This is a genomic window from Hyalangium sp. (assembly GCF_035629615.1).
Taxonomy (GTDB): domain Bacteria; phylum Myxococcota; class Myxococcia; order Myxococcales; family Myxococcaceae; genus Hyalangium.
Window position 1 is genome coordinate 1 of sequence record NZ_DASPHO010000801.1, and the last position, 23,769, is coordinate 23,769.

A 23,769-nucleotide genomic window follows, 5' to 3' on the forward strand; every position below is an offset into this window, starting at 1 on the left:
CCCTTGTCCCACGCGCACGGGTACACCGACTCCCAGGTTCTCGGTGCCGAGCCAGTCGGCTGCGCACCTGGCAGCACTGGGTCTGCCGTCCTCGCGGCCTTCTCCAGGGATCGAATGATGGGCGTGAGCTGACCCCTCAGGGCAGCCTCCAAGCGTGCCTGGCACTTCTCGGGCGGGGTGACACCGCCGTGGGTCATGAGTCCACATTGCAGCTCGGCGATGGACCGGGTGTCCTCGAAGCTGTTGGCCAGGCTCGCCGTGAGCTGCTCCCAATCGGTCTGCGTCATGACTCTGGACTCCGGAACCCTCGGTCCGGGCGGACGCTCCATCGCCCGGTGTGCCAGCTCGCAGGCCGTGGCAATGTGCTCGGGAGCAGGTGCAGATTCGGCCTGCGCTTGAGCTTCGAGCGCGGCGAGCCCCGCGGCCAGGGCGTTGGCGTCACGCCGGGCCTGCGCATCCGCGAGCTGGCCTCGCCACCCCAGGAGCAACTCCGTGCACTGCTGCTCGAGCCTGCCTCTCTCCGGACTGAGCGAAACCGTCCCGCTCGTCCAGTCCAGGTGGGCGATCTGGGGTTTCATGGAGCAGACTGCCAAGATCCAATCATTCAGCGCGAACTGGAGCGACTTCCACTGGCTGTGGGAGCTCTCGCCGGACTGCGCCAGGAGTTCCTTGGAGCGCCGCTGCTCCGCCGCGAGCGCCGCAGTCCGGAGGCATCTGGAGCGAGGAGACATGGCTCCCTCCCGCGCTTTCGTGTCACTCGCGGGCGGGCACTCCTTGTCCGCCCACTGGGTCACGACGGAGGCAGGAGCCGCATGCGCCCACCCAAGCGGGAGCACGACGCATGTCAACACAAGCACGGCGCGGCAAGCGTTCATCGGGTTCACCAACTCCTTCTGGGAGGTTTCGTGGGTACGTATCACCGGTCCATGATCTGCTGCACCCATGGCAGCGTCACCGTCCCACCCACGGGAGGCGGGCGCAGCCGCTTGAGCGTACCGTCCTGCTGTGTGAGCAGGACCAGGTCCGGATCGTCTAGCGACATGTCGAACTCGAAGCGGATCCGCTTGGGCCAGGCCCCCTCCGCTTCGAGGATGGTGGCCCGGCAGCCCTTTACCGTGGCCTGCTCTCCCACGCGCATCGCGAACGCGGGCCCGCGGAAGAGCTGCTCCAGCTCGGTGGACAGGAAGCGGCCGTCCGGCAGGGACAGCTCGAGGGCCGCATCGCCCGTCCTGTGCAAGACATGATCGTAGGGGGCCAGGGACAGCGGCAGCCAGGATCTCGGGAGAGAGCGCCCTTGGGCGGCTCGGATGATGGCGGGATAGAGGCCGATTACCGGGTCCGGCACGACCAGCGTCACCACCCGCTGCTGTGCCAGCCGGGCCTCGTCCACCTCGATCCGGGCGATGGCTTCAAGGCTCAGGTCGCCAATCGTCCTCAGCACATACGGATAGAGGCCCCAGACCACCGTGGCAAGCCCCTGCACACCCAGCATCGCCGCAGCTACCGCTCCGAGGGAGAGCTTCCTCCACCCTCTCAGGCCAGGCAGCGCCCGCCAGACGCCCAGGGCGAGCACCGCCAGGAGCGCGGAGGCACCAAGGCTCGGCACCAGCAGCAGCCGTCCCGCGGGAAAGGTGGCGGCAACGGGCAGCAGCGAGAGCAGCCCACCGGCCACGAGCCACCGCGTGTGCCGCCACTCCTCCGTGCTCAGCGTGCGGCGCACTGCGAGGATCAGGCCCCCTACTCCGGCAATTGCGATGCAGCCGACGACGAGCTGGAGCGGACGGAGGCTCGGCGCGAGGACCCACAGCTCAGGCGGCAGGACCCACAACAGCCCCGCCATGAGCGTGGAGATGCGCGTGACGAGCGCGGGCAGGTACTGCTGCCACTCCGCGACGGGATCGAAGTACGTGCCCGAGCCCTGCGCGCCGTAGCCGAGCGCGCGGTACACGAGGAAGTACCCGACACCGAGCAGCAGTGCAGGGAGCAGCCCGCGAGCCCTGGCCCCCACAGGCCCTGGATTTCCAAGGAGCTCATACGCCCCCAGGTAGGCAAAGACGCCGAGCGCGGTCTCTCCACCCAGGAGGCCAGTAGCCAGGCCCACGAGGGACAGGGGGAGGCCGGGGCGCCAGCCCTGCTCTCGCCACCTCAGGTGCATCCAGAGGCCGAACAGGGCCGGCGCCGTCGCCACGAGCGCGTTGCGGTTGGCCACCCACATGACGGGGAACACGTGGGTCTCATCCAGCGCGAAGAACAGAAGCGCGAGCCCGCCTGCGGCTCCTGGGAGGCGGCGCAGGACTCCCGCCGCGGCCACGATCGTCAGCAGGTACCAGAGGATCGAGTGGAGGTGGTACGGGACCGGGTTCCTCCCGAAGAGCGCGTGGTCGAGCACCATCAGTGCGCTCGACAGCGGGCGCCAGAACGCGAGCTTCAGCTCGGGCAGGGTCCACCACGGATACGGGCCGCGTTCGACCCAGTGCCACGTCTCCGCCGGGTTGCCACTGGCGAAGGTGAACAGGTCGAAGGGCGTGGCCGGGGCGGGCTGTCCGTCGAGGATGGCGAGGTGCAGGTAGTCATCCCCGAAAAAGCCCACCCCGAGCGAGGGCAGGCTCAGCACGGCCCCGAGGACGAGGGCCGCCGGGAGGACTCTCGGGAAGCGCTGGAGGTGGAGCAATGATACAAAGAGGGCCGCTATGGGACGCATATTCGAGACGCGCAAGGCGACGATGTTCGCCCGTTGGAACAAGATGGCCAAGGTCTTCACCCGCATCAGCAAGGACATTGCGATCGCGGTGAAGGCCGGGGGCCCGAACCCCGACACCAACCCTGCCCTGCGGCGCGCCGTCCAGAACGCGCGCGCGGCCAACATGCCCAAGGACAAGGTCGAGGGCGCCATCAAGCGCGCCAGCGGCCAGGACGCCGAGAGCTACGATGTCGTCCTCTACGAGGGCTACGGGCCGCACGGCGTCGCCGTCATCGTCGAGACCGCCACCAACAACGTCGTGCGCACCGTCGCGAACGTGCGGATGCACTTCAAGAACAACGGCGGGAGCCTGGGCACGACAGGCAGCGTGGCGTTCCAGTTCAAGCGCATGGGCGTCTTCCGGCTGAGCCCCGAGGGCCTGGACCTCGAGGCGCTGGAGCTGGACCTCATTGACCACGGGCTCGAGGAGATGGGCGAGAGCACCGGCGAGAAGGGCGAGAAGCAGATCGTCATCCGCTGCGCCTTCAATGACTTCGGGAAGCTGCAGGCGGCCATCGAGGGCCGCGGCCTCACGGCCCTGTTCGCCGACTCGGAGTACGTGCCGCAGACCCCCGTCGAGCTGCCCGAGGACAAGGCGACCGAGGTCCTCAAGCTCGTCGATGATCTCGAGCAGGACGAAGACGTGCAGCGCGTCTTCCACAACCTCGCCTGACGGCGCTGGGGCTCAGCGCAGCTGGATGATGGCCTGGACCAGCGCCAGCGCCTCGGTGACGGACTGCCACACCTGCATCGCCTTGAGGTCCTCGTTCCCAGCCTGGAGGCTGCGCTTCGCCGCCCGCTCCAGCGGCTCGAGCGCGGCCTGGATGAGCGAGACCTGTCTGGGCAGGTCCGCTGGCATCGGCGCGGAGGCGGCCCTCGCAAGCGCGGGAGCTACCTGCACCGGCCGCTCGGCCATGGCCGCCATCGCCTTCGAGATCTGCTCCATGTACGGCCCCAGCTCCGGCGCGGCCGCGGGCGCAGCCGTGGGAGCCTGAAGCGAGCGCTCGGCCAGGGCTTTCAGCACCTTCGCCAGATGCTGGAGGTACGGCGTGAGGTCCGGCCCCGGAGGCACGTTCACCACTGCCGCGGGCGGAGGCGTGTCCTTTACCTCGCGCGCCACCTTCGCCACCTCCAGCACGGCCTCCCGCAGCGCCTCCAGGCGCGGCGTGAAGGCGGCCACAGGATCCGGCCCGGGCTTCTTCTCCTGCTGGCCCTTGCGCACCGTCTCCGCCGCCTGAGACACCGCCTGCCCCACCACGCCCAGCTGCTCCTCGATGGCGCTGAGCTGACCCGTCACGCGAGCCACCGGATCGTCCTCCTTGCCGCCCATGCGCTTGATCCGTGTGAAGCCCTGCTTGATCTCCTCCCAGCGCTTCGCCTTCTCCGCCGAGAGCCGCCCGCGCATCTCCGCCAGCTTGAGCAGGTTCTGCTCCGCCGCCGTGGTGAGCGTCTGGGACTCTCCCTGGTAGTGGTCGTCGATGAGCCGCTCCAGCTCCTCGTCGGTCATCGCCGCCACGACCTTCTCGGCGAGCTTGTTCATGTTGCGGTAGCTGCCCTGCAGCTTGAACGCGGGCTCGCTCCGGAAGCGCTCGTCCTGCGCCGCCGAGGCGATGTACTGCAGGTTCACCTTCAGCAGCACCTTCTGCACGCGGAAGAGTCGCTGCAGCACCGCGACGATCTCCTGGATCTCCGCCGCCGCGTAGCCGTACGACAGCTCGCCCGTGTTCACCTCTTCGCCCCGCGCCATCCGGACGAACTTCTGGATGTCCCCCGGATCACGCGTGGCCAGCGGAGCCAGCGCCGGGTTCGAGGTGAGCGAGTTCTCGATGTAGCTCAGCGCGAACAGATCTTCCTTCCCGTCGAGGATATCGCCCAGGTTGTAGGTGTCCGCGCGGTTGGCGAGCATGTCCGGGATCTTGAAGCGCTCGCCCGTCTCCGTGTACGGGTTGCCCGCCATCACCACGCAGAACTTCTTGCCCCGCAGATCATACGTGCGCGTGCGCCCATTCCACACGCCCTCGATGCGGCGCTGGCCGTCGCACAGCGAGATGAACTTCTGGAGCAGCTCCGAGTCCGTGTGCTGGATGTCGTCCAGGTAGAGCATGACGTTGTTGCCCATCTCGAACGCCAGGTTGATGCGCTCCACCTCCTGCCGCGCGGTGGCGTTGGGTGCCTCCGCTGGATCCAGGGACTTCACCGAGTGCCCCAGCGCCGGGCCGTTCACCTTGACGATCGTCAGCCCCAGCCGGCTCGCCACGTACTCCATGAGCGTCGTCTTGCCGTAGCCAGGCGGCGACATGAGCAGCAGCAGGCCCATGCGATCCGTGCGCTTGTTCTCCCCCGCCGCGCCCAGCTGCTTGGCCAGGTTGGCGCCGATGAGCGGCAGGTACACCCCGTCAATGAGCTGGTTGCGCACGAAGGACGAGAGCACCTTGGGGGTCAGCTCCTCCAGCCGCAGCTTCCTGCGCTCGCGCTCCAGCAGATCCCGGAGCAGGCCGCGGTAGGAGTGGTAGGCCGGCACCCGGAGCTGCCGGAACTCGCCCAGCCGCGCGAGGAACTCGTCCAGCCGCAACATCATCTTGCGGTCCGTGATGCGGGAGTGCTGCCCCAACAGCCCCGTCACCTCCAGTGAGGTGAGCGCGCCCGCCTCGTGGCGGTCCAGCTTGCGCTCGGTGAGCAGCAGCACGGCGGCCTCCACGGCCACGTGCGCCGCCTCGCCCGCGCCACCCTCTCGCTGGGCCAGGTACCCGTCCACCCACGCCCGGGCGATCCGCAGGCGCTCGGGCAGGTTCTTCTCCAGGCCCCGCAAGTCCTCCTCGAAGGCCGAGCGGCTCGCCTGCCGATCGAGCTGAGCGAGGAAGGCGTCCTTCACCGCCACCGCCTCGGTGCTGGTGGTGAAGCGCGGCCGCTCCGCCCCGAGCTCCTCCATGAGGTAGCGGCCGGCCTGGCGGACCTCCGCGGGCGAGTGAGCGATCTTGTTGGCCGTGAGGAAGGCCCCCACGTGCTCGCCCAGCTCGTTGCCAAGCAACGTCAGCTCCGCGGCGCTGGCGAACACCGAGCGCAGGCGGGCCAGGCTGCGCGCCCGGCGGTGGAGGATGGCGCGCCCGGCCTCGTCCGAGTCGAAGGCCCAGTAGAGGGCCGCCCAGGCGCGCGAGGTGGGGGCGAAGCGCAGCAGGCCCGCGCCCTGGTGCAGGGTGAGCAGCTTCTCCAGGAGGGTGGCGGCGTCCGCGTCGTGGATGCCGCGCTCGTAGCCCTCGTCGAACCGCTCGGCCGAGTACGCGCGCACCGTCTCCATGAGGGTGCCCAGGGCCGCGGCCTCGTGCAGGGCCGTGAGGCTCAGGCTCCCCTTCCCCTCCTCCACATCCGCGAGGATGTTCGCGGCCAGGTACTCCGAGCGGTACACCTCTCGCGTCTCGGAGACGAGGTGCTGCTCCCAGAGCTCCTTGTACTGCTCCAGCGCCGGATCCTCGATGCGCTGGGCGTAGTCCGTGCCCGTGAGCTGCAGGGAGAGCGAGCCGTCGCGCGGCAGCAGCGAGAGCTCCAGCGCCTGGGTGTTGACGTTGAAGCGGTACTTCCCGAACTTGATGACGGCCTGGCCGTCCTCGAACAGATCCTGGCGATCCCTCAGGGCCCGCAGCGCGTCCTGGCGCGCCGTCTTCATGCGCGAGAGCACTTCGTCCGAGCGGACGCTGTCCTGCAGCTCCATCAGCTGCTCGGAGAGCTGCCGCAGCTTCTGGACCATGGCGTCCGACGCGAAGTACGTGTTCAGCTCGTCGTCCGACTTGAAGGACTTCGCCCGGCGCTGTACGCCGACGAGGATGCGCTCAGCGGCGCCGAACAGGTTCTGCGCGCGGCGCTGGCGCTCGTCCACCAGAGCCTGCTTCTTCGCGCCGAACGCCTCGAGCAGCTCCTCCCGCTTCTGGGTGATGGGATCGAGGAACTCATCGAACTCCCCGAAGCGCCCCTCCAGCTCCTCGAGCTGGACGGTGATGCGCGACATGCCCTCGTCGCACTTCTCCGGGGTGTCCGCCACGGAGAGGGCGCTCTCGATGTTCTGCCCCAGCAGCTTGAACTGGGCGCCGAACTCCGCGCGCTTCTCGCGGCTCACCAGCTCCTTGCGCTTCACCTGGAGCCCGGCGCGTACCCGGTTCAGCCGGGAGAACAGCTCGGAGACACCCTCCAGGATCTTCGCGCGCGCCAGTGGATCGCCCACCTGGAGCCCGCCCACCACCTCGCCCAGCACCTCCAGGCCCTTGCCCACCTTCTCGATGTCCTCGCCGAGCGGAGCCAGCTCCACCGTGGTCTGGACCGGGTCCAGCTTCGCCAGCAGGACCTCGAGCCGCTCGGCCACCGGCTGGAGCGCCTCGCCCTTCTGGAAGAACGTCACACACTCGGCGCTGACCCGGTCCGTCTCTTCGACGACCTGCTTCTCCAGCACCTCCAGCCGGGCGAGATCGATGTAGCGGATCTCCTTGAGCGTGATGAGGTGGCCCCGCTGCTGGCGCAGCTCGGTGAGCGCCTGCATGTAGGCCTCGGCGTTCGCCAGCTCCTCGGGCCGGACTTTCAGCATCAAGGCCTGCTGCTTCGCCTCGGCGTCGGTGATGGCTGTCACCGCGCGCTTCTGCAGCGCCTGGACCTTCTCGAACTCGTCGATGATGAGCTCGGAGGTGCGGCGCAGCGCCTCCATGGGCGCCTGGAGCCCCACCTCCGCGTGCGTGAGCCAGTAGTAGGCGTCCAGCGCGCGTGTCACCGAGCTGATCAGATCCTCATAGATGCGCCGGGTGGGCTTCTCCGTCTTCGCGCTGCGCTGCAGGGTGAGCGCGTCGGAGATGCCACGCACGAGCTCGGCGTTGCCCACCTTGCCCAGGTAGCCGGGCACCACGGGAGCGGCGGCGGCGTGCTCGGCGGAGACGAAGGGCGTCTGCCAGATCTGCATCGGGTGGACGCGCGTCGGCTCGCTCGAGGTGTTGCGGAAGATCACCAGGCCCCCGTCCGCGAAGAGGCTGAAGCCGTGCCCGAGCAGCGGGTTCTGCACCTCCTTGCGGACCAGGTTGTACGGGAAGAGGACGTAGCTGCCCTCCTCGCGCCGGTGGAAGATGTAGAGCACGTCCTCGCCGTTGGGCGAGCGGATGGCCTTGGTGAACTCCATCTCCTCGGTGGAGCCCTCGAAGACCTTGTAGTCCCCCGTCTGCAGGTAGAAGCCGCCGGGGAAGATGACGCCCTGATCCTCTGGGAGCCGGACGCACGCCAGCCCGATCGCGTCGATGCGCACCACGTGCTGGGTGCGCGTGTTGAAGACGAGGTAGCGGTGCGCCTTCTCCCGGAACGGCAGCACGCGCAGCAGGATCAGCCCGCCCACCTGCGCGTAGGCGATCTCCGCGTCATCCAGCGACTGATCCGCGTCCTCCACGGGCTCGCTGTAGATGCCCAGGCCCGAGCTGGTGTTGTCCTCCACCTTGACGGTGAGATCCCCCTTCACCGTCTCCACGAAGACCTGATCCAGGATGTTGACGTGCGGGTGGGAGCCCAGCACGTAGTTCTCCCGCCGCGTCACCGTCCACTCGAAGTCATGCGACGGCGGCAGGACGAGATCGCGCTCGCCCTGGTTGTCGATGTAGGTGGCCCGGCCCTCCACGTCGACGCTGAAGCGGAAGACCTTGATGTCGCGCAGCGTCTGGCCTGTCTTGAAGATGGCCAGCAGGCGCGACTCGGTGCGGCTGAGCTGCAGCAGCTTCGCGTCCTTGTAGTACTTGTAGAGCTCTCCGAAGTCCTTCACGAACCGGGCGTCGGTCAGGAAGCCGCCAGCCTCCGTGGGGGCCACGGTAGAGAGATCGAAGCCCTCTTCCGTCCTCTCGAACTTGTGCAGCGAGAAGACGTCCGCGACGACCGTCTCCTTCTTCAGCCCGATGAAGACGTTGTAGCCAAAGAGCAGGTACTTCCCGACGCTGACGATGTCGCGCGGGACGCAGTTGTTCTCCGTGCGGACCCGCTCGTTGCCGATGACGGTGAGCTCGGTGCCGCCAAAGAGCGCCTTGCGCCGCGCGTTGAGATCGGCGGCTCGGGTGCCCAGCTCCTCCGCCTGAGCCAGCAGGCGGGCGCGGATCACCTCGTAGCTGCCGCCCTCCAGCGTCGTCTCGCCAGCAGGGGCGTTGCCCGTGGGCTTCGCGCCGTCAGTTGCCATGAAAGTTCACCGGGAAGGACCAGAGATCGAGTCGAGAGAGAGATGCACCTCGCCCCCTGCCCTCTCGCGTTCAGGAGAAGGAGGGGAGCGAGGCTTGCCTACGGTTGGGAGCGCTGGGGCCTACTCCGTGGACTTCCCCACGGAGGCCGGCCGGGCGCTGCCCTCGACGACCGCCTGCGGCTGAGCGGCGGCCTGCGGAGGCGGGGAGTTGGCCACCATGCGGTGCAGCAGCGCCGCCACCGCCAGGTTCTGCGCGTCGTTGGTGAGCCCGGGCTTGGAGAGGATCTCCTTCAGATCCGCGGAGAGATCCTTCTCGCCGGACAGGTAGGGCTGGGCCACCTTGCGGAGCGCCTCGCCGTGATCGAGCGCGCCATCCACCGAAGCGCCCACCGTCACCGCCTTGACGAACCGCTCGAAGAACTGGCCGTCGCCGCCGACGATCTGGAACTTCGCGTGGCTCATGGCCTCGGCCAGCACCCTGGACTGCGCCTCCGCGATGTCCTTGCGGACCCGGATGGCCTCCAGCTCCACGTCGCGCTCCTTGGCCAGCCGCAGGCGGAACTCCTCGTGATCCCGGCCCACGCCGTCCAGCGCCTTCATGGAGGTGGCCTTCTCGGCCAGGCCCCTGGCCTCGGCCATCAGCTTCTCCTGGATGGCGACGGCCTCGGCCTCGCCACGCTTCTGGATGGCTCCCGCATCGGCCTCCTGGGCACGCGCGTGCGCCAGGCCCTTCTCCTGCTCGCCGGCGGCCTCCGCCAGCAGCTTCTTCTGGAGGGCGCCAGCCTCGGCCTCGAGGATGCGCGCCTTGGCCAGACCCTTCTCCTGCTCGCCGGCGGCCTCCGCCAGCATCCGCTCGCGGATGGCCTCGGCCTGCGCGTGGCCCTGCTTCTTGATGACCTCGGCCTCGGCCTCCTTCACGCGCACGTTGGCCAGACCCTGCTTCTCGCTGGCCACCGCGTCTGCCTCCTTCACGCGCACGTTGGCCAGGCCCTCGGCGGCCGTCTCGGCCTGGATGCCCTCGGCCAGCCGCACCTTCGCCTTGGCCGTCTTGTCCGCGGCCTCCAGATCGGCCTCGGCCAGGGTGAGCCGCTCCTTGGCCAGGTACTTGGACACCTCGTTGCTGGCCTCTGCGGCCTTGATGTCCTTGACCAGCTTCTCCTGGGCGTGGGCCTCGGCGTTGATGAGCAGCGCTTCCTTGTTGCGCTTGGCCTCGGCCATCACGCGCAGATCCTTGATGCGCTCCTCTTCCTCGGCCACCGTCTTGTCCACGGCGATGCGCGAGCGGATGACGTCCGCGATGGCCTTCTTCTCCGTCTCGAGCGCCTTCTCCTTGGCGATGCGCTGCAGCTCCGTCTCGCGCTCGCGGTTGATGGCCTCGAGCATCCGATCCTTGTCGACGCGCTCGGTCTCCACTCCCACCACGCGCTCGCGGTTCTTCCCGGCCACTTCGATCTGGCGCTGCTTGTTCTGCTCGTTGATCTGGATCTCTTCCTCGGCCTTGATGCGCGCCAGCTCGGACTTGGCGTGCTCCTCGGACTTCACGCGCTCAGCCTCGGCTGTCTCGCGGGCCTGGATGCTCTCGATCTCACGCTTCTGCTTGGCGGCGGCCTCGGCGCGCTGGCGCTCGAGGGCGAAGATGGCCTCGTCCGACTCGACGTTGCGCTTGGTGATGGCCATGCGCTCGTCCTGCCGGAACTCGTTGGTGCTGACGTTCTGCACCGTGGTGAGCTCGGTGATCTTCCGGATGCCCTGCGCGTCCAGGATGTTGTCCTTGTCCAGCATCTCGATGGGGGTCTGCTCCAGCGTGTCGATGGCGCAGTCCTCCAGCATGTAGCCGTTGAGATCGCGGCCGATGACCTTGACGACCTCGTCCTTGATCTCGTCCCGCTGGGTGTAGAGATCCTCGAAGTCGAAGCGCTTGCCCACCGTCTTGAGGGCCTCGGAGAACTTGGCCTCGAAGAGGTTCTCCAGCGTCTGCTGGTCGCTGGCGCGCGCGCAGCCGATGGCGCCGGACACCTTGAGCACGTCCTCGCGCGTCTTGTTGATGCGCACGAAGAAGGTGACCTTGATGTCCGCGCGGATGTTGTCCTTGCAGATCAGGCCCTCCTTGCCGCGCCGATCGATCTCGACCGTCTTGAGGGAGATGTCCATCACCTCCGCGCGGTGGATGATGGGGATCACCACCGCGCCCGTGAAGGTGACGGTGGGCTCGCTCTTGAGCGTGTTGATGATCAGCACCTTGCCCTGATCTACCTGCCGGTAGAATCGGGCGATGGTGAAGAGGGTGCCGAACAGCACGACGCTGCCGACACCAATTGCTCCGGCGACTGTGGGAAGATCCAGATCCATTGCGATCCTTACTCGGTTGAGAAACGGCGGGCTTTGGCTGACGCGTCCGGAGTCCCCCGCAAACGGCTCTCCGGGCTGCGAGTGAAGCGACGATGAGGTGTCGCGGGAAGTGTTAGTGCACCCGATCCCTGGCGCGAGCGGCGATCGCGGTGGCCTTCACCGGATCGTGGATCTGGGCGATCTCCTCGGGGAGGAGGAAGTCGACGGGCTCCACCTCGTAGACATCCCGGGCCGGGTCGTAGCCGAGGATGAGCGCCTTGTCGCCGCGCTTGAGCTGGTTGTCCCTGTCACAGAAGACGTTGAGGATCAGGCCGGCGCCCCCATCCTCGAAGGTGGCGTGGCCGTGGGTGGTGTCGACGCTGCCACTGTTGATGGTGCACACGCGCCCCATGAGCGAGTCCCGGCCAGGAGCCTGCTTGGCGATGAAGACGGGGCGCAGCGGCCGCACAGCGAGTGACGCCGCCAGCGTGCCGAGCACCGAGCACAGCACGAAGAGGCCGCCTCCGACGACGGCACCCGGCAGGATGGAGCCGAGCAGACTGAATGCCGTGGGGCGGCTCGCAATGGACAGGATCCAGGCCGCGAAGATGACGAAGCTGAAGGAGATCGTGACGGGGATGCCAGCAAAGCCCAGGGAGGCGAAGAGTCCCGAACCGTCCCCATCCGCGTCGTGATCGTGGCCGTGGCCGGCATGGCCGTGGCCGGCATGGCCGTCGGCACCCTCGAACACACCCGAGGCGGCCTTAGCGCCACCTTCGAGGAGGCCTCCAGCGGCCTTGGCGCCGCCTTCGAGGAGGCCTCCGGCGGCCTTGGCACCTGCTGCGAGGTCCACATCGACATCCACATCTGCATCGAGCGCGTCGATCCCCACCGCGCCCAGGATGACGCACAGCCAGTACGTCAGCGTCACCCCCATGAGGATGGTGAAGAAGACGGTGGGGAACGCGAGGATGGACTCGAGAAAGGGGGTCATCGGCCCTAGGGCGGGAGTTGCGCGGAAGTCTAGACCAGCAAGGGGGCGGACAGGAAAGCCCTCCCGAATCTTAAGCCGCCTGCCTGCTCCGCAGGCCACCGGCCTGTAGTGCATTGCAGCAGGGAAGCAGGCTGCCCATCCAAGAGAGGCCATGACCCACATCGAGCGCTTGCAGCAGAGCGGAGTCCGGAGGCTGGGGTTCAGCGTCTGGCCAAGGCCCCGCGCACCTGCCCCGCGAGGCGCAGGCCGCTCTCGCCCGCGACGCGCGCGAGGGTCCCCAGCGTGATCGATCGTCCCGCGAACAGGGACATGAGCAGCTGCGTCACGCCCGGCACGGTGAGCAGAAGCCGCTCCACCGTGGGCCGGGGCCTTCCGTAGAAACCCGAGACGAGCACGCCGCGGGCGCTGAGGTGGAGCCCCAGCGCCGAGAGCGCCACGTGCTTCGTCCAGTCGTCGAAACGAAGCTCCCTGCCGCCGAGCCTGGCCGCCAGGTAATCTCCCGCGAGCTTTCCGTACTCGATCGCCTGCCCGATCCCTTCACCCACGAGGGGATCGATCCCCGCCGCCTCGCCCACCAGGAGGATGCGGTGAGCGGCGAACGGCCGGTGGACCTCGAAGCCGCGCTCCGAGAAGCGCTTGACGCGATAGTCGCTGAGGTGAAGCCCCCGCTCCTCGAGCCGCTCGGCGAGCAGTTGTGTGGCGTCCGCCCCTGGCATTCTGCCAATCCCCAGCACGTAGACGCCGCGACACACGAGCGCCTTGCCATCCACCAGGGTGGGAAAGTCCCAGCTGTACCCGACCAGCGACCGGTTCGAGGCATCGAAGTGGAGCACGTCGCGAGGTGGGTCGCCCGGAACGGGCTCCGTGTCGACCTCTGCCACCTGCGCGAGGAGGTCGCCGAACGGTAGGCCCAGGCTCCGCCGCACGACACTGCCCACGCCGTCGGCCCCGACCACTGCCTTGGCGAGAAATGCTCCGGCTGACGTGTCGAGATGAACCGCGTCAGTGCCAGGGGTCAGAGCTGTCACCCGGGCGCCCTCGATCAGCTGGACGCCGCGCGCGATGAGGACGCGGACGAGCGCGTGATCGAACTCCATCCGCCGCACGACGCGGCCGATGCGGCCCATGCGGCGCTGCACAGTGCCACCGGTGAGAGCAAGAGAGATCCCGTCGATCATCACCGAGGGCACGTCCACGTGAACGCCGATCTCGGACAGCCAGGCGTCTGCGCGAGCACCCATCGCGCCCCCGCAGAACTTGTCGCGAGGGAAGGTGGCCTTCTCGAGAACGATGATGCGCCCGGCAAGCTCCGGCCGCCGATGGATCAGGAAGAGCGCCGTCGAGACGCCCGCTGGCCCCGCGCCGACGATCGCGACATCGTACATCTTGGGCATAGGCCTCACGGACGCTAGGTCCCTGGCTCGATCCGTGTCCGGCTTCCACAAGCCCTCCGAATCAGGGCTTCTTGTCGGAAGGCACCTCTCCTGTCAGCACGCAGATGAGCGCGACGGGATCGCACTTCACCGGGAAGATCGGGTTGATGCCCGATCCGCGGAGCCGGCCCACGTTGAAGTCCGGGTAGGGATCGCACTTCGCTTCGTCCGGCTTCCCAGCGGTGGCACAGCTCACCACTGGCCAGATGCCCTTCACGCTGTACTCCGCGGTGCACCCGTTCTCCATGTAGCGCAGGTCCGCGACGAACTGCGTCCCGGGGATCTCCGGCGTGTTGTAGACGCGCAGGTTGGACCACTCGTAGGCGAAGCTCTGGGCCGGCAGGCTGCTGGTGGCCGGCACCTCCAGCCGCGCGGGAGACAGCTCCGGCACGTCACAGAAGTTGTCCGGCCCTGGAGACTCGGACGCCAGCGCGCCCGCGGCGTAAGGCTCGCCCGCGGACGCAGGGTCCACGCGTGACGCGTACTGCGTCACGAGCCTCCCCATCCGATCCGTGCGAATGGCCACGGTGTCCGGCGCGGCGGGCTCCCGGCTGAAGTACTTCTGGAGCCCCACGGGCTCCGACTTGAGCAGGGTGCACGGGCGATCCGGGTGCGACGCCTCCTCCTTCAGCGTAAACGTCGAGGCGAAGGAGCCGGTGGAGCCGTCCGACACGGCCCTCGCCACCGAGCACTGCCGCTCGGGATCCTCTGTGTTGCACGCGCCAGCCGCTACGGCCATCGCCGCCACGCCCACGCGCAGTCCCATCATCTTGAGCATCATGGAAGGTGTTCTCCGGGCAGCAGGCTAGAAGCTGAGCTTCGCGCCGAGGCGGATGGACCGCGGCGACTGGTAGGCAATCGGGCGCTTGAAGTTGGGGTTGATCTCCCCGGAGAGGATGGGCACCGGAGTGGCGGTGGCCGTGAGCACCTTGTCGCACGGCAGGCTGGGGTCCTGATCCCGGCACCTCTCCAGGTCGCCGATGGAGGCGCTGCCATCCTCGATGGCGTGGACGCGAGTGAAGGTGTAGCTCTGATCCACGGCCGTGTACTGCTGGAAGTTGAAGAGGTTGAAGACATCCAGCGACAGCGTCACCACGTAGTCGCCCGCGAGCTTCTGGCTGAAGCCGACGTGTGTGTCGAAGTTGTGGACCCAGGGGAGCCGGCCGCCGCTGCCGCGCGGCAGGATGAAGGTCTCCGCGCCGCTGCGCTGCGGGTGCGCGCCCAGGACGTTGATCACCGTGCCGGAGCGGCCCCGGTAGCTCGTTCCAATGTTGAGGCTCGTCGCGGGGGTGAGCATGAACTCCCGCGCCAGGTTGGCCTTGAGGCTGTGCGTCCGGTCTCCCGGCAGCAGCCCATACCGGTTGAACGTTAGCGAGAGCAGGTCGAAGTCACGCGTCAGGTTCGGCGAGAGCTGGCCGGTGTCCGCGCGGAACAGGCCCGAGTAGTTCCCCTCCAGGCGGGACCAGGTGTAGCTGGCCTGGGCGAGCCAGTGGTTCGAGAAGTCCTTCTGGTAATAGAACGTCACCCCATCGTACTTGCGGACGGCCTGCGGGAAGTCCGTGGAGTAGCCCTTGCCGGGGTTGCCGATGAAGAAGGTGCTGCCGTCATCCCGGCTCATGTCCTCGATGACGTCGTTGAGCTGGCGCCGGGTGTACGTGAGGCCCAGGCGGCCCAGGAACAGCTCGTACTCGCCACCGACGACGAACTCGTCCATGGACTGGGGCTTGATGTTCGGATCGACCGGGACGCGATCTCCGCCCTCCACGTCCCAGAACTGGTTGGGGCTCTCCCGGTTGCCGATGGCCTGGCGGGTGTCGTCGCTGGCGCACGCCGTCTGCAGGGAGACGGGGTCCGCGGGGTTGCAGTCCGGTGCGTCATAGGTGGCGGACATGAGCTGCTGCTGCGGGAACGAGAGATCCGCCATGTCCAGCGTCATGCTCTCGAAGAAGCGCGCGTAGTTGACGAAGAGCTTCGAGCGCCCCTGCTGGGTCGGATCGTAGATGACGCCGACGCGGGGCGACCACTGGTTGGGCAGGTGCAGCCCCACCTTGTCGTCCAGGCCCCACACGGTCTGCACGTCATAGCGGAAGCCGACGTTGACGGTGAACTTGTCCAGGACGGACCAGCTGTCCTGGATGAAGCCGCCCACGGTCATCGAGGTGGAGGTGCCCTCCTTGGTCTCGAGGAAGACAGGCTGATCTGGCGCCTCCAGGTAGCCGTACTGGTTGAGGCTGAAGAAGCAGGAGCCGTCCGTGCACTCCTGCCAGTGGGCCAGGCCCGTGCGGGCGCGGTTGTTGTAGAAGCTCAGCCGCTCCGCGTCGACGCCGGCCTTGACGATGTGGTGGCCCCGCCACTCGAAGAGGTACGTGCCCAGCAGCTTGCCCTGGACACGGTCCAGCTCCTGGATGCTGATGGTGCCGGGCCCACCCGTGGAGTATGCGCTCACCGGGCAGCGCGTCGCCCGGCGATCCGTCACGCCCGGGCCCGCCAGGAGCTCCTCGGGCGAGTCACAGACCGAGGGATCGGGGATCGCCTCGAACTCGGTGATGGGGTGGAAGTCGCGCCCGGGTTGTCCCACCTGGGTCGCGGCCCTGCGCGTCCGCCGCCAGTTGATGCGGGGCTCCTTGGAGAGCCCCTGGCCGGTGTTCAGCCCCGAGTCATCCGACGGCAGGATCGAGTCATTCTGGTGGTGCCAGCCGACCGTGGCGTCAATGAGCAGCGACTTGTTGAAGAACGAGGAGGACTGCCGGGCCACGAGGTCCAGCGCGTCATTCTCGCGCCGGGTGGCGATGGACTCGTAGGAGCCCTGGACGAAGCCGGTGCAGGACAGGCCGACGCACACCTCCGGATCGCCGTCATCGCTGAAGGAGTACTTGCCCGTGCCGCCGGAGGAGCGCGGCACGCCGAAGACGGAGACCGAGAGGTTGTGATCCTGGTTGAAGAGGTAGGTCAGCTTGCTGGTGAACTGCAGGCTCCGCTCGTCCGCGAAGCGGTTGACCTGGGTGCCCTCGATGGGCGTGGACACCGCGAACCGTGTCTCGGGATCGATCCGGGCGGCCCCCACCGCGTTGCAGCCGTTGGCCGCATCCACGGCCGTGCAGATGTCCAGCGTGCTGAGCTGCCGCTCCACCCGGACGCGGTTGAACGCCGGCGCGAAGCCCACGTAGAACCAGAGCTTGTCCTGGAGGATGGGCCCGCCGAGATCAAAGCCGACATCCCCCAGGTTCCACGGGCGGCCCTGGGCGCTGATGACGGAGCCGGCCTGCCTCACCTCGGTGCCCGCCTTCTGCAGGAAGCCCGGGGCCATGTTCGCGAAGACGGAGCCGTGGAACTCGTTGGAGCCGGACTTGGTGACGACGTTGAGGATGCCGCCCGTGGAGCGGCCATACTCGGGCAGGTAGCCGCTGGTGATGACGTTGACCTCCTTGACGAACTCCACGGACAGCGGCGTGCCCACGGTGCCCACGCTGGGATCGTTCACGGACAGGCCGTCCACGATGTACTGGCTCTCGGGCGAGCTGCTGCCGCTGACGCTGACGCCGTAGCGATCCTCCTGGGCGCCGGGGGCCAGCTCGGCCAGGGACTCGAAGGAGCGCGTGGCCGAGCCCTTGCCGCCGGGGCGGATGACGGCCACGTTGCGCAGGAAGTCAGCGTCTACGCTCACACCCACGGCGCTCGACCCGACGTCCACCGAGGGAGGGGCCGCGACCACCTCCATCGTCTCGGTGAAGGACTCGGGGAGCAGCTCGACGTTGACGCGGATGGTGATGCTGGCGCGCAGGGAGATGTTCCCGCGCTCGTAGGGCTTGTAGGACTCCTTCTCGAAGCGGAGGGTATAGGCGCTCGGGGGGAGCTGAGGGAGGCGGTATTGCCCGGTGGCGTCCGTGACGACCACCTGCTCGCCCATGAGGCCTGGGGCGGTGGCGGTGACGACGACATCCGCGACTGGCTGCTTCGTCGCCGCGTCGACGACGGTGCCTGTGATGACTGAGGTAACCTGGGCCAGCGCCGCGGAGCCGCACAGCGCGGCCACGAGACACAGCCCTCGAGCGAGAGACGCACGTCTAGACAAGTTTGACCCCTCCGGCAGGTGCCGGGCGCACTTTGTCTCAAACCTTACGGAAGCCCAAACCCCATCTGGCGAGTAGGCCAGGAAAAGCGTGGCGGGCCGATGCCCGGTGCCAGGGACAGGGCCTACCCTCCCCCCGACTCCATGCCCATCCTGAGGAGCCGGGTATGCCCAAGCGCGCCTCTCCCCGCCGATCGGGCGGCCAGAAGACCCTCGAGCGGGACGTGATTCCTGAGGGCGTCGATGTTCAGGATCGCGCTCTGTTCTTCAACCGGGAGCTGTCCTGGCTGGCCTTCAACGATCGGGTGCTGCAGCTGGCCGAGGACGCCTCGGTGCCGCTGCTGGAGCGCCTGAAGTTCTGCGCCATCTACGCGCGCAACCTGGACGAGTTCTTCATGATCCGGGTGGCGCGGCTCCACGAGCAGCACCGCGGGGGCATTTCACGGCTGGTGCCTGACGGAGCGACTCCGGGTGAGACGCTCGATCAGCTGCACGCGCGCATCCGCGAGCAGGGGCACCGGCACAGCGCCTGCTTCGAGCGGGTGCTGCGCCCGGCGCTGGCGGAGAAGGGGCTGCGCATCCTCTCCATGAAGGAGCTGGGGGCGGAGGCCCGAGCTCAGGTGGACCGGCACTTCCGCGAGCAGATCTTCCCGGTGCTCACACCGCTGGCGATCGGGCTGGGCCGGCACTTCCCCTACATCTCCAACCTCTCGGTGAGCCTGGCGGTGCTGCTGCGGGATCCGGAGGCGGAGGTGGAGACCGTCGCGCGGGTGAAGGTGCCCAAGGAGCTGCTGCCGCGCTTCATGCCGCTGAAGGGAGAGGGAGCGGCGTTCGTGCCGCTCGAGGACATCATCGCGCACAACCTGGGCGCGCTGTTCCCGGGCATGGAGGTGCTGGACTACGGGCCGTTCCGAGTCACCCGGGATGCGGACTTCACGGTGTCCGAAGATGCCGAAGATCTGCTGGTGGCGGTGCAGGACGAGCTGCGCCAGCGCCGCTTTGGAGATGTGATCCGCATGGAGGTGCAGGCGGGGATGAACCCGAAGCTGCGCGAGCCGCTGGAGGAGGCGCTGGGGCTGGAGGCTCGGCAGGTGTACGAGGAGCAGGGGCTGCTGGCGCTGGTGGATCTCCACGCGGTGGTGGGCACGCCGGGCTTCGCGGAGCTGAGGGCGACGCCGTGGGTGCCTGTGACGCAGCCTCGGCTGCGGACGGAGGGCGACACGGAAGACACGGTGATGGCGGCCATGCGCCGGGGGGATCTGCTGGTGCACCACCCGTACGAGTCCTTCGCCACGTCGGTGGAGCGCTTCGTGACGGAGGCGGTGGAGGACCCGGACGTGCTGGCGATCAAGCAGACGGTGTACCGGACCTCGGACAGCTCACCGCTGGTGCCGGCGCTCATCCGCGCGACGGAGGGGGGCAAGCAGGCGGTGTGCATGGTGGAGCTCAAGGCCCGGTTCGACGAGCGTACGAACATCCAGTGGGCGCTGGCGCTGGAGGAGGCCGGGGTGCACGTCGTGTACGGCATCCCTGGGCTGAAGACGCATGCCAAGGCGATCCTGATCGTCCACCGGGAGGGAGAGCGGAGTCGGCACTACGTGCACATCGGGACGGGGAACTACAACCCGAAGACGGCGCGGCTCTACACGGATCTGGGGTTGTTCACGACGGATCCAGAGATCGGCGCGGACGTGGCGGACCTGTTCAACTACCTGACGGGGTTTGCCCGGCCGCAGTCGTTCCGCAAGCTGCTGGTGGCGCCGATCAACCTGCGCGAGGGGTTGCTCGAGGAGATCCGCCGCACGGTGGCGGCGCACTCGAAGGAGCAGCCCGCGCGGATCGTGATGAAGATGAACGCGCTGGTGGATCCGGTGCTCATCCGAGCGCTCTATGACGCCTCCCGCGCGGGGGTGAAGGTGGAGCTCAACGTGCGGGGGATCTGCTGCCTGCGGCCCGGGGTGCCTGGGGTCTCGGAGAACATCCGGGTGATGTCCGTGCTGGGCCGCTTCTTGGAGCACTCGCGCATCTACTTCTTCGAGCGTGGCGGGGAGACGCGGTGCTTCATCGGGTCGGCGGATCTGATGCCGCGCAACCTGGACCACCGAGTGGAGGTGCTGACGCCGGTGGAGGATGGGCAGATCGTGGCGCAGGTGCGAGACCTGCTCGAGCGGGGCCTCGCGGACAACACGCATGCGTGGGAGCTGGAGGCGAACGGGACATGGCGCCGGCGCACGCCCCAGGGTGGAGAGAAGCGCTGGTCCCAGGGCGAGCTGATGGAGCGGGCCATCCGCATGGCACAGGCCACCAGCGGGAGAACCCGCTCCTCATGAATCTGCAGCCTTCAGTCCGTAGGAGATGCCTTCGACTCCGAGATCTTCTCGTTGATCCACTCCAGATAGGTAGGCGTGCTCGTATACGACGAGAGCATGAAGTCGCCCGGGGTGAAGGATTTGGCAATCCCCACGAGTTCCACGCCCGTGTCCGCCTTGCGGAAACAGGGTCCCCCACTATCGCCCTGCAATGCGTAGGAGCCTGAGGATCGCATCAAGCTGGGACTCTCGCCATCATAGGTGTCGTCGACTCGGACCTGTTTCCCGATCTGGAACGTCGTTCCATCCGACTTGATGGACACGACATAGTTTTCGCCATAGCGACGGTTCATCCCAGGCTTTTCTCCGACGATGCCTTGGACCCCATAGCCCACCAGAATGACCTGCTCATAGCGGCGCACCTGATCGGTGGCGAGCTTGACGTAGGCGACCTTCCCTTCGAGGGATTCATTCAAGATGATGGCCGCCAGATCCGCGTGGCTGAAGGCGGTGGATTTCTGCCTTCGACCATCCTTTGCCATGACTTCCTTGTAGATGATCCTGAGTCCTTCATGAGGACGAACAACACCTGTGTATGAGTTGCCGGAGTCGCCTGCATCCGTGAGAACTTCTTCCGTCGCCACTCCCATGGGTTTGTAGGTCAGAAATGTGATCGTGGCGGTTCTGGCGCATGGTGCGCGCCGATCAATGATGGTTGTGTCAACGGGTTCTGGTGGCTTTGGCATACGGGCGTCGCACACACAGTGGCCTGCTGTCAGCACAAGCCGCGAGTGAACAAGCACGCCACTGCAGGTCATCTCGACATGTCCTTTCATGGAATTGAAGATTGTGGTTTTAACCTTCACAGCAGAGCCATAGAGGTTCAAGCTGTCAATCGTGCTCTCGGACACGATGGAAATCTCATCGCCCACCGCGAAAGAGTCTGGCGGTGTATTCAGTGGGTTCGAAGCAGCGGAACACCCTCCACTCACAAACACCACGATGGCCAGTAGCATCGCAAAACGACTCTTCTCATGAGGCATTCCCAACTCCCATCTATGGATGAGCGCTGCTTCTCGCGCGCTGGAGTTCTCCGGCCAGCCAGTTCCTGTGGTCGTGAATGCTGATGAAAGCCGCACCCTCTCCGAGATTCCGGCCTGAGATGCCGATGAGTTTCATCCCCGCTCCATCTTCGCGAAGACAAGGCCCACCGCTGTCCTGTCGATAGAGATGCCTCCCAGGCTGCTCTACCAACACGCGTTCTCCACCCTGCACACGAACTTCCTTGACTTTGTTTCTGCTGTATCGGCGGTCCGCCCCATGAATCTCCAGAGTCTCATCGTACCCATAGCCAACGATGATGGCGGTCTCGTTGACTTGAACCTCTGTGTCAGAGAGAGAGAGCACCTGGAGATTTTGATGGAGAGGCGCTTGCAAGTGAATGACTGCGAGATCGCCTCGGCTTGAGCTGACTCTCCCTTGCTCATCGAGCAGGATTTGCAGCTCGGGATGCGGCCGGATCACTCCTTTGTAGGCATACCGTCGCCAGCCTCCAAGCTCGCCCGCAACTTTTGTTGGTGCGTAGCTGATGGCCTCTACCATCGCGCTCTGTCCACACTGTGACGTATCAATGATCTGACGCTTCTCAGCACTGGTGACCGCCCGCCGAGTACAAACGCAATGACCCGCTGTCAGCACAAGGCGGCGATCAATGATGACTCCGCTGCAGAATCCTGTGGGTTTGTCTTGGGACCCGACAGTCACGAAGACCGTCGCTGAATATCGATTGTCGATATCCAGGTCACCCGCCAGCCTGATCAATCGATTGTCGATGGCCAGGGGTTCCCCCAGATCGAGCGGGTCGCCATCATCCCTCCAAAGCATGTCTGCTCCCACCTCGGCGGGCCTGCTGCCTGCATCGTCGCGGTGCGTTGCATCACTGGCCGCGGCATCAGCTACCGCTGAGCTCGAGGCACTGCGCTCCTTGCAGGCGCTGTGGAGAAAAAGAGAACTCGCCAGGAACAGAAGGGCAAGCCCCCCTCCTTGGGGGCGATTCACGCGAGACCACTGAAAACTCAGCCAGCGAGGTTTGGCAGACATGGCTCTTCCTGAAGCCTACATCTTCTTCACGAGCTCGGCACGCTCCTGGACCTGCTCCATCGTGTCCAGGCTGAAGCTGCGGGCGTGGCCCAGATCCTCCTTGAGGAACGTGGCGACGTCCTCCGCAGCCTCCTGGACCGCCTTCTTTCGCTTCGGGGGCAGTGGGTCGAAGGTGGAGAAGACGGTCTTCCCTGACGCCGGATCGAACTCCCAGAAGCCCACCAACCGCTCTCCGTCGAACACCGTGCGCGCAGAGACGTGCTTCACGTCCCCCAGCGTCGAGCCCTTCGTGTTTCCCCACTTCGACACCTCGCGCTTGTGGTGCTTCGGATCGGTGAGCAGCCCAGGCCCTCCGTGGACGGTGAGGTAGTTGTCCTCGAACGAGAGCATCGAGACGGACGCTGCCCCGGGAGCGGCCTCCTTCAGCGCCGCCAGGTCCTGCTCCATCACGAAAGCCTCGTTGGCGTAGCTCTCCACCGACACAGGCACCACGGGGAGCTTCTCGAAGGCCGCTCGGGTATCGCGCTGCGAGAGTGCCGACCAGGCTGCGAAGTCCGCCACGCTCACCGGCCCGGCCTGCCGGACGAAGATCTCGGCGAGTCGCACGTTCCGCTCGGCGGCCTCCGCCGGAACCTTGGCGCCCGTGAACGGGTTCTTCGCTGGAATCCGCCAGTGGTACCGCTCCGTGTCCAGCCGTCCGGAGTCCAGCGTGCGCTCCACCTTCCCGTCGAACTCCAGGTGGCGCAGGGCGGGCGGCAGCGTCGAGGAGATGCCGACCTTCTTCCCCTTCTCTCCCAAGCTCCGGGCGACCCCCTCGGGCAGCGCCTTGCGGAGCGCGTCCGTCTTCAGCGGACCCTTGCGGAGCGCCTTGAGCACAGCCTCGCCGACATCCGCCAGCTCGGACAGCTCGACCCCGACCGTCTTCATCTCCCGCTCGCTCCGCTTGCGCGCCTGATCCTCGGCCACGCGCAGCACGAGCGGCACCTGCGCCCGAGGCACCACGTAGATGCAACCTCGTACGGCGGGGATGACCTGGATCCGGGACTGGGCCACCGCCTCATCCAGATCCTGCCGGCGCATCCCCGGGATCCGTGCTCGCACCGCCAGATACACGTCCACGCCACCGAGCGTCCGAGGCCAGCTCGTCGCCGTGAGGACCTCTTCGATGCTGCCCTTCACGGGCTCGGCGAGCCCCTGTCTGCGGTGCCAGAACGCGCGAGCGCGATCGAGGGAGATCTTTACTGCGGGTGTGACGGGTGCGGCGCGGGCCATGTGCTTCCTCCAAGGGGCGCCCAGTCTAATCAGGGGAATTGTGCCCCAGGTATAGCGCCGCACCCACCCCATGGGGTAGGGTCCAACACTCCTCACCTCACATGGAGGCTCCTGTGTTCGACGACGCCCCCGTGCCCGGCTCCACCGTGGGCCCCTGGCTCATCCTCGAGCGCCTGGACTCAGGCACCTTCGGCGTCGTCTTCCAGGCCCGGCGTGCCGGACATCCCGAGGCTCCCCTCGTGGCCCTCAAGATGGCTCGCCGCCCCCTGGATCCACGCTTCCCGCGCGAGGCCGAGCTGCTCCAGAGGTGCTTGGCCCCCTCTATCCCCGGGTATGAGGACCA

At 67.1% G+C, this 23,769-nt stretch carries 13 protein-coding genes and 1 pseudogene; 3 read left to right on the forward strand and 11 right to left on the reverse strand.

Annotated features, from left to right (window positions below; translation table 11 throughout):
* Together VD972_RS40295 and VD972_RS40300 are read right to left on the reverse strand one after the other, a co-directional pair.
* A partial coding sequence (locus tag VD972_RS40295) for a hypothetical protein (RefSeq protein WP_324994464.1) occupies positions 1 to 731 on the reverse strand: 731 nt, incomplete at its 3' end.
* 185 nt (positions 732 to 916) lie between these two features.
* The gene (locus tag VD972_RS40300) at positions 917 to 2,671 is read right to left on the reverse strand and encodes a hypothetical protein (protein ID WP_324994466.1); all 1,755 of its coding nucleotides are present in this window, start codon (positions 2,669 to 2,671) and stop codon (positions 917 to 919) included.
* A 19-nt stretch (positions 2,672 to 2,690) separates the two neighbouring features.
* On the opposite strand from VD972_RS40300, the gene VD972_RS40305 reads away from it, so the two are divergent.
* Positions 2,691 to 3,413: a YebC/PmpR family DNA-binding transcriptional regulator gene (locus VD972_RS40305; RefSeq protein WP_324994468.1), complete on the forward strand. Its 723-nt coding sequence runs from the start codon at positions 2,691 to 2,693 to the stop codon at positions 3,411 to 3,413.
* 12 nt (positions 3,414 to 3,425) lie between these two features.
* On the opposite strand, the gene VD972_RS40310 is transcribed toward VD972_RS40305, so the two are convergent.
* The 6 genes from VD972_RS40310 to VD972_RS40335 all read right to left on the reverse strand — a co-directional run bounded on the left by VD972_RS40310 (position 3,426) and on the right by VD972_RS40335 (position 17,748).
* Positions 3,426 to 8,921, reverse strand: coding sequence for a DNA repair ATPase (locus tag VD972_RS40310; RefSeq protein ID WP_324994470.1), 5,496 nt, complete (start codon positions 8,919 to 8,921; stop codon positions 3,426 to 3,428).
* Positions 8,922 to 9,041: 120 nt separating this feature from the next.
* Positions 9,042 to 11,270, reverse strand: a complete 2,229-nt coding sequence (locus VD972_RS40315; protein WP_324994472.1) for an SPFH domain-containing protein — start codon at positions 11,268 to 11,270, stop codon at positions 9,042 to 9,044.
* A gap of 112 nt (positions 11,271 to 11,382) precedes the next feature.
* Entirely contained in the window at positions 11,383 to 12,243 is an 861-nt protein-coding gene (locus VD972_RS40320; protein ID WP_324994474.1) for a hypothetical protein, read from the reverse strand.
* A 200-nt stretch (positions 12,244 to 12,443) separates the two neighbouring features.
* The gene (locus tag VD972_RS40325) at positions 12,444 to 13,637 is read right to left on the reverse strand and encodes an NAD(P)/FAD-dependent oxidoreductase (RefSeq protein ID WP_324994476.1); all 1,194 of its coding nucleotides are present in this window, start codon (positions 13,635 to 13,637) and stop codon (positions 12,444 to 12,446) included.
* Positions 13,638 to 13,698: 61 nt separating this feature from the next.
* Positions 13,699 to 14,457 (reverse strand): hypothetical protein, encoded by a 759-nt coding sequence (locus VD972_RS40330; protein WP_324994478.1) that lies wholly within the window; start codon positions 14,455 to 14,457, stop codon positions 13,699 to 13,701.
* Between the two features lie 24 nt (positions 14,458 to 14,481).
* On the reverse strand, positions 14,482 to 17,748 hold the full coding sequence (locus VD972_RS40335) for a TonB-dependent receptor (protein ID WP_324994480.1): 3,267 nt from the start codon (positions 17,746 to 17,748) through the stop codon (positions 14,482 to 14,484).
* Between the two features lie 164 nt (positions 17,749 to 17,912).
* On the opposite strand from VD972_RS40335, the gene ppk1 reads away from it, so the two are divergent.
* Entirely contained in the window at positions 17,913 to 20,075 is a 2,163-nt protein-coding gene (gene ppk1, locus VD972_RS40340) for a polyphosphate kinase 1 (RefSeq protein WP_324994483.1), read from the forward strand.
* A gap of 11 nt (positions 20,076 to 20,086) precedes the next feature.
* Here ppk1 and VD972_RS40345 read toward each other — a convergent pair whose 3' ends face one another.
* The 3 genes from VD972_RS40345 to VD972_RS40355 are packed head-to-tail and all read right to left on the reverse strand — an operon-like array spanning position 20,087 to position 23,426.
* Positions 20,087 to 21,097 carry a trypsin-like serine protease gene (locus VD972_RS40345; RefSeq protein WP_324994485.1) on the reverse strand — a complete coding sequence of 337 codons (1,011 nt, stop codon included), beginning with the start codon at positions 21,095 to 21,097 and terminating at the stop codon, positions 20,087 to 20,089.
* A 13-nt stretch (positions 21,098 to 21,110) separates the two neighbouring features.
* Positions 21,111 to 22,154 carry a trypsin-like serine peptidase gene (locus tag VD972_RS40350; RefSeq protein ID WP_324994487.1) on the reverse strand — a complete coding sequence of 348 codons (1,044 nt, stop codon included), beginning with the start codon at positions 22,152 to 22,154 and terminating at the stop codon, positions 21,111 to 21,113.
* Positions 22,155 to 22,169: 15 nt separating this feature from the next.
* Positions 22,170 to 23,426, reverse strand: a complete 1,257-nt coding sequence (locus VD972_RS40355) for a DNA glycosylase AlkZ-like family protein (RefSeq protein ID WP_324994488.1) — start codon at positions 23,424 to 23,426, stop codon at positions 22,170 to 22,172.
* A 113-nt stretch (positions 23,427 to 23,539) separates the two neighbouring features.
* Between VD972_RS40355 and VD972_RS40360 the strand changes: the two are divergent.
* Positions 23,540 to 23,769: pseudogene (locus VD972_RS40360) on the forward strand (serine/threonine protein kinase); the annotation flags it as partial.

Excerpts from the sequence above, each read along its gene's own strand:
- VD972_RS40305 (WP_324994468.1), top strand. The coding sequence starts at position 2,691 with ATGGGACGCATATTCGAGACGCGCAAGGCGACGATGTTCGCCCGTTGG.
- VD972_RS40310 (WP_324994470.1), bottom strand. The coding sequence starts at position 8,921 with ATGGCAACTGACGGCGCGAAGCCCACGGGCAACGCCCCTGCTGGCGAG.
- VD972_RS40315 (WP_324994472.1), bottom strand. The coding sequence starts at position 11,270 with ATGGATCTGGATCTTCCCACAGTCGCCGGAGCAATTGGTGTCGGCAGC.
- VD972_RS40320 (WP_324994474.1), bottom strand. The coding sequence starts at position 12,243 with ATGACCCCCTTTCTCGAGTCCATCCTCGCGTTCCCCACCGTCTTCTTC.
- VD972_RS40325 (WP_324994476.1), bottom strand. The coding sequence starts at position 13,637 with ATGCCCAAGATGTACGATGTCGCGATCGTCGGCGCGGGGCCAGCGGGC.
- VD972_RS40330 (WP_324994478.1), bottom strand. The coding sequence starts at position 14,457 with ATGATGCTCAAGATGATGGGACTGCGCGTGGGCGTGGCGGCGATGGCC.
- ppk1 (WP_324994483.1), top strand. The coding sequence starts at position 17,913 with ATGCCCAAGCGCGCCTCTCCCCGCCGATCGGGCGGCCAGAAGACCCTC.
- VD972_RS40345 (WP_324994485.1), bottom strand. The coding sequence starts at position 21,097 with ATGCCTCATGAGAAGAGTCGTTTTGCGATGCTACTGGCCATCGTGGTG.
- VD972_RS40350 (WP_324994487.1), bottom strand. The coding sequence starts at position 22,154 with ATGTCTGCCAAACCTCGCTGGCTGAGTTTTCAGTGGTCTCGCGTGAAT.
- VD972_RS40355 (WP_324994488.1), bottom strand. The coding sequence starts at position 23,426 with ATGGCCCGCGCCGCACCCGTCACACCCGCAGTAAAGATCTCCCTCGAT.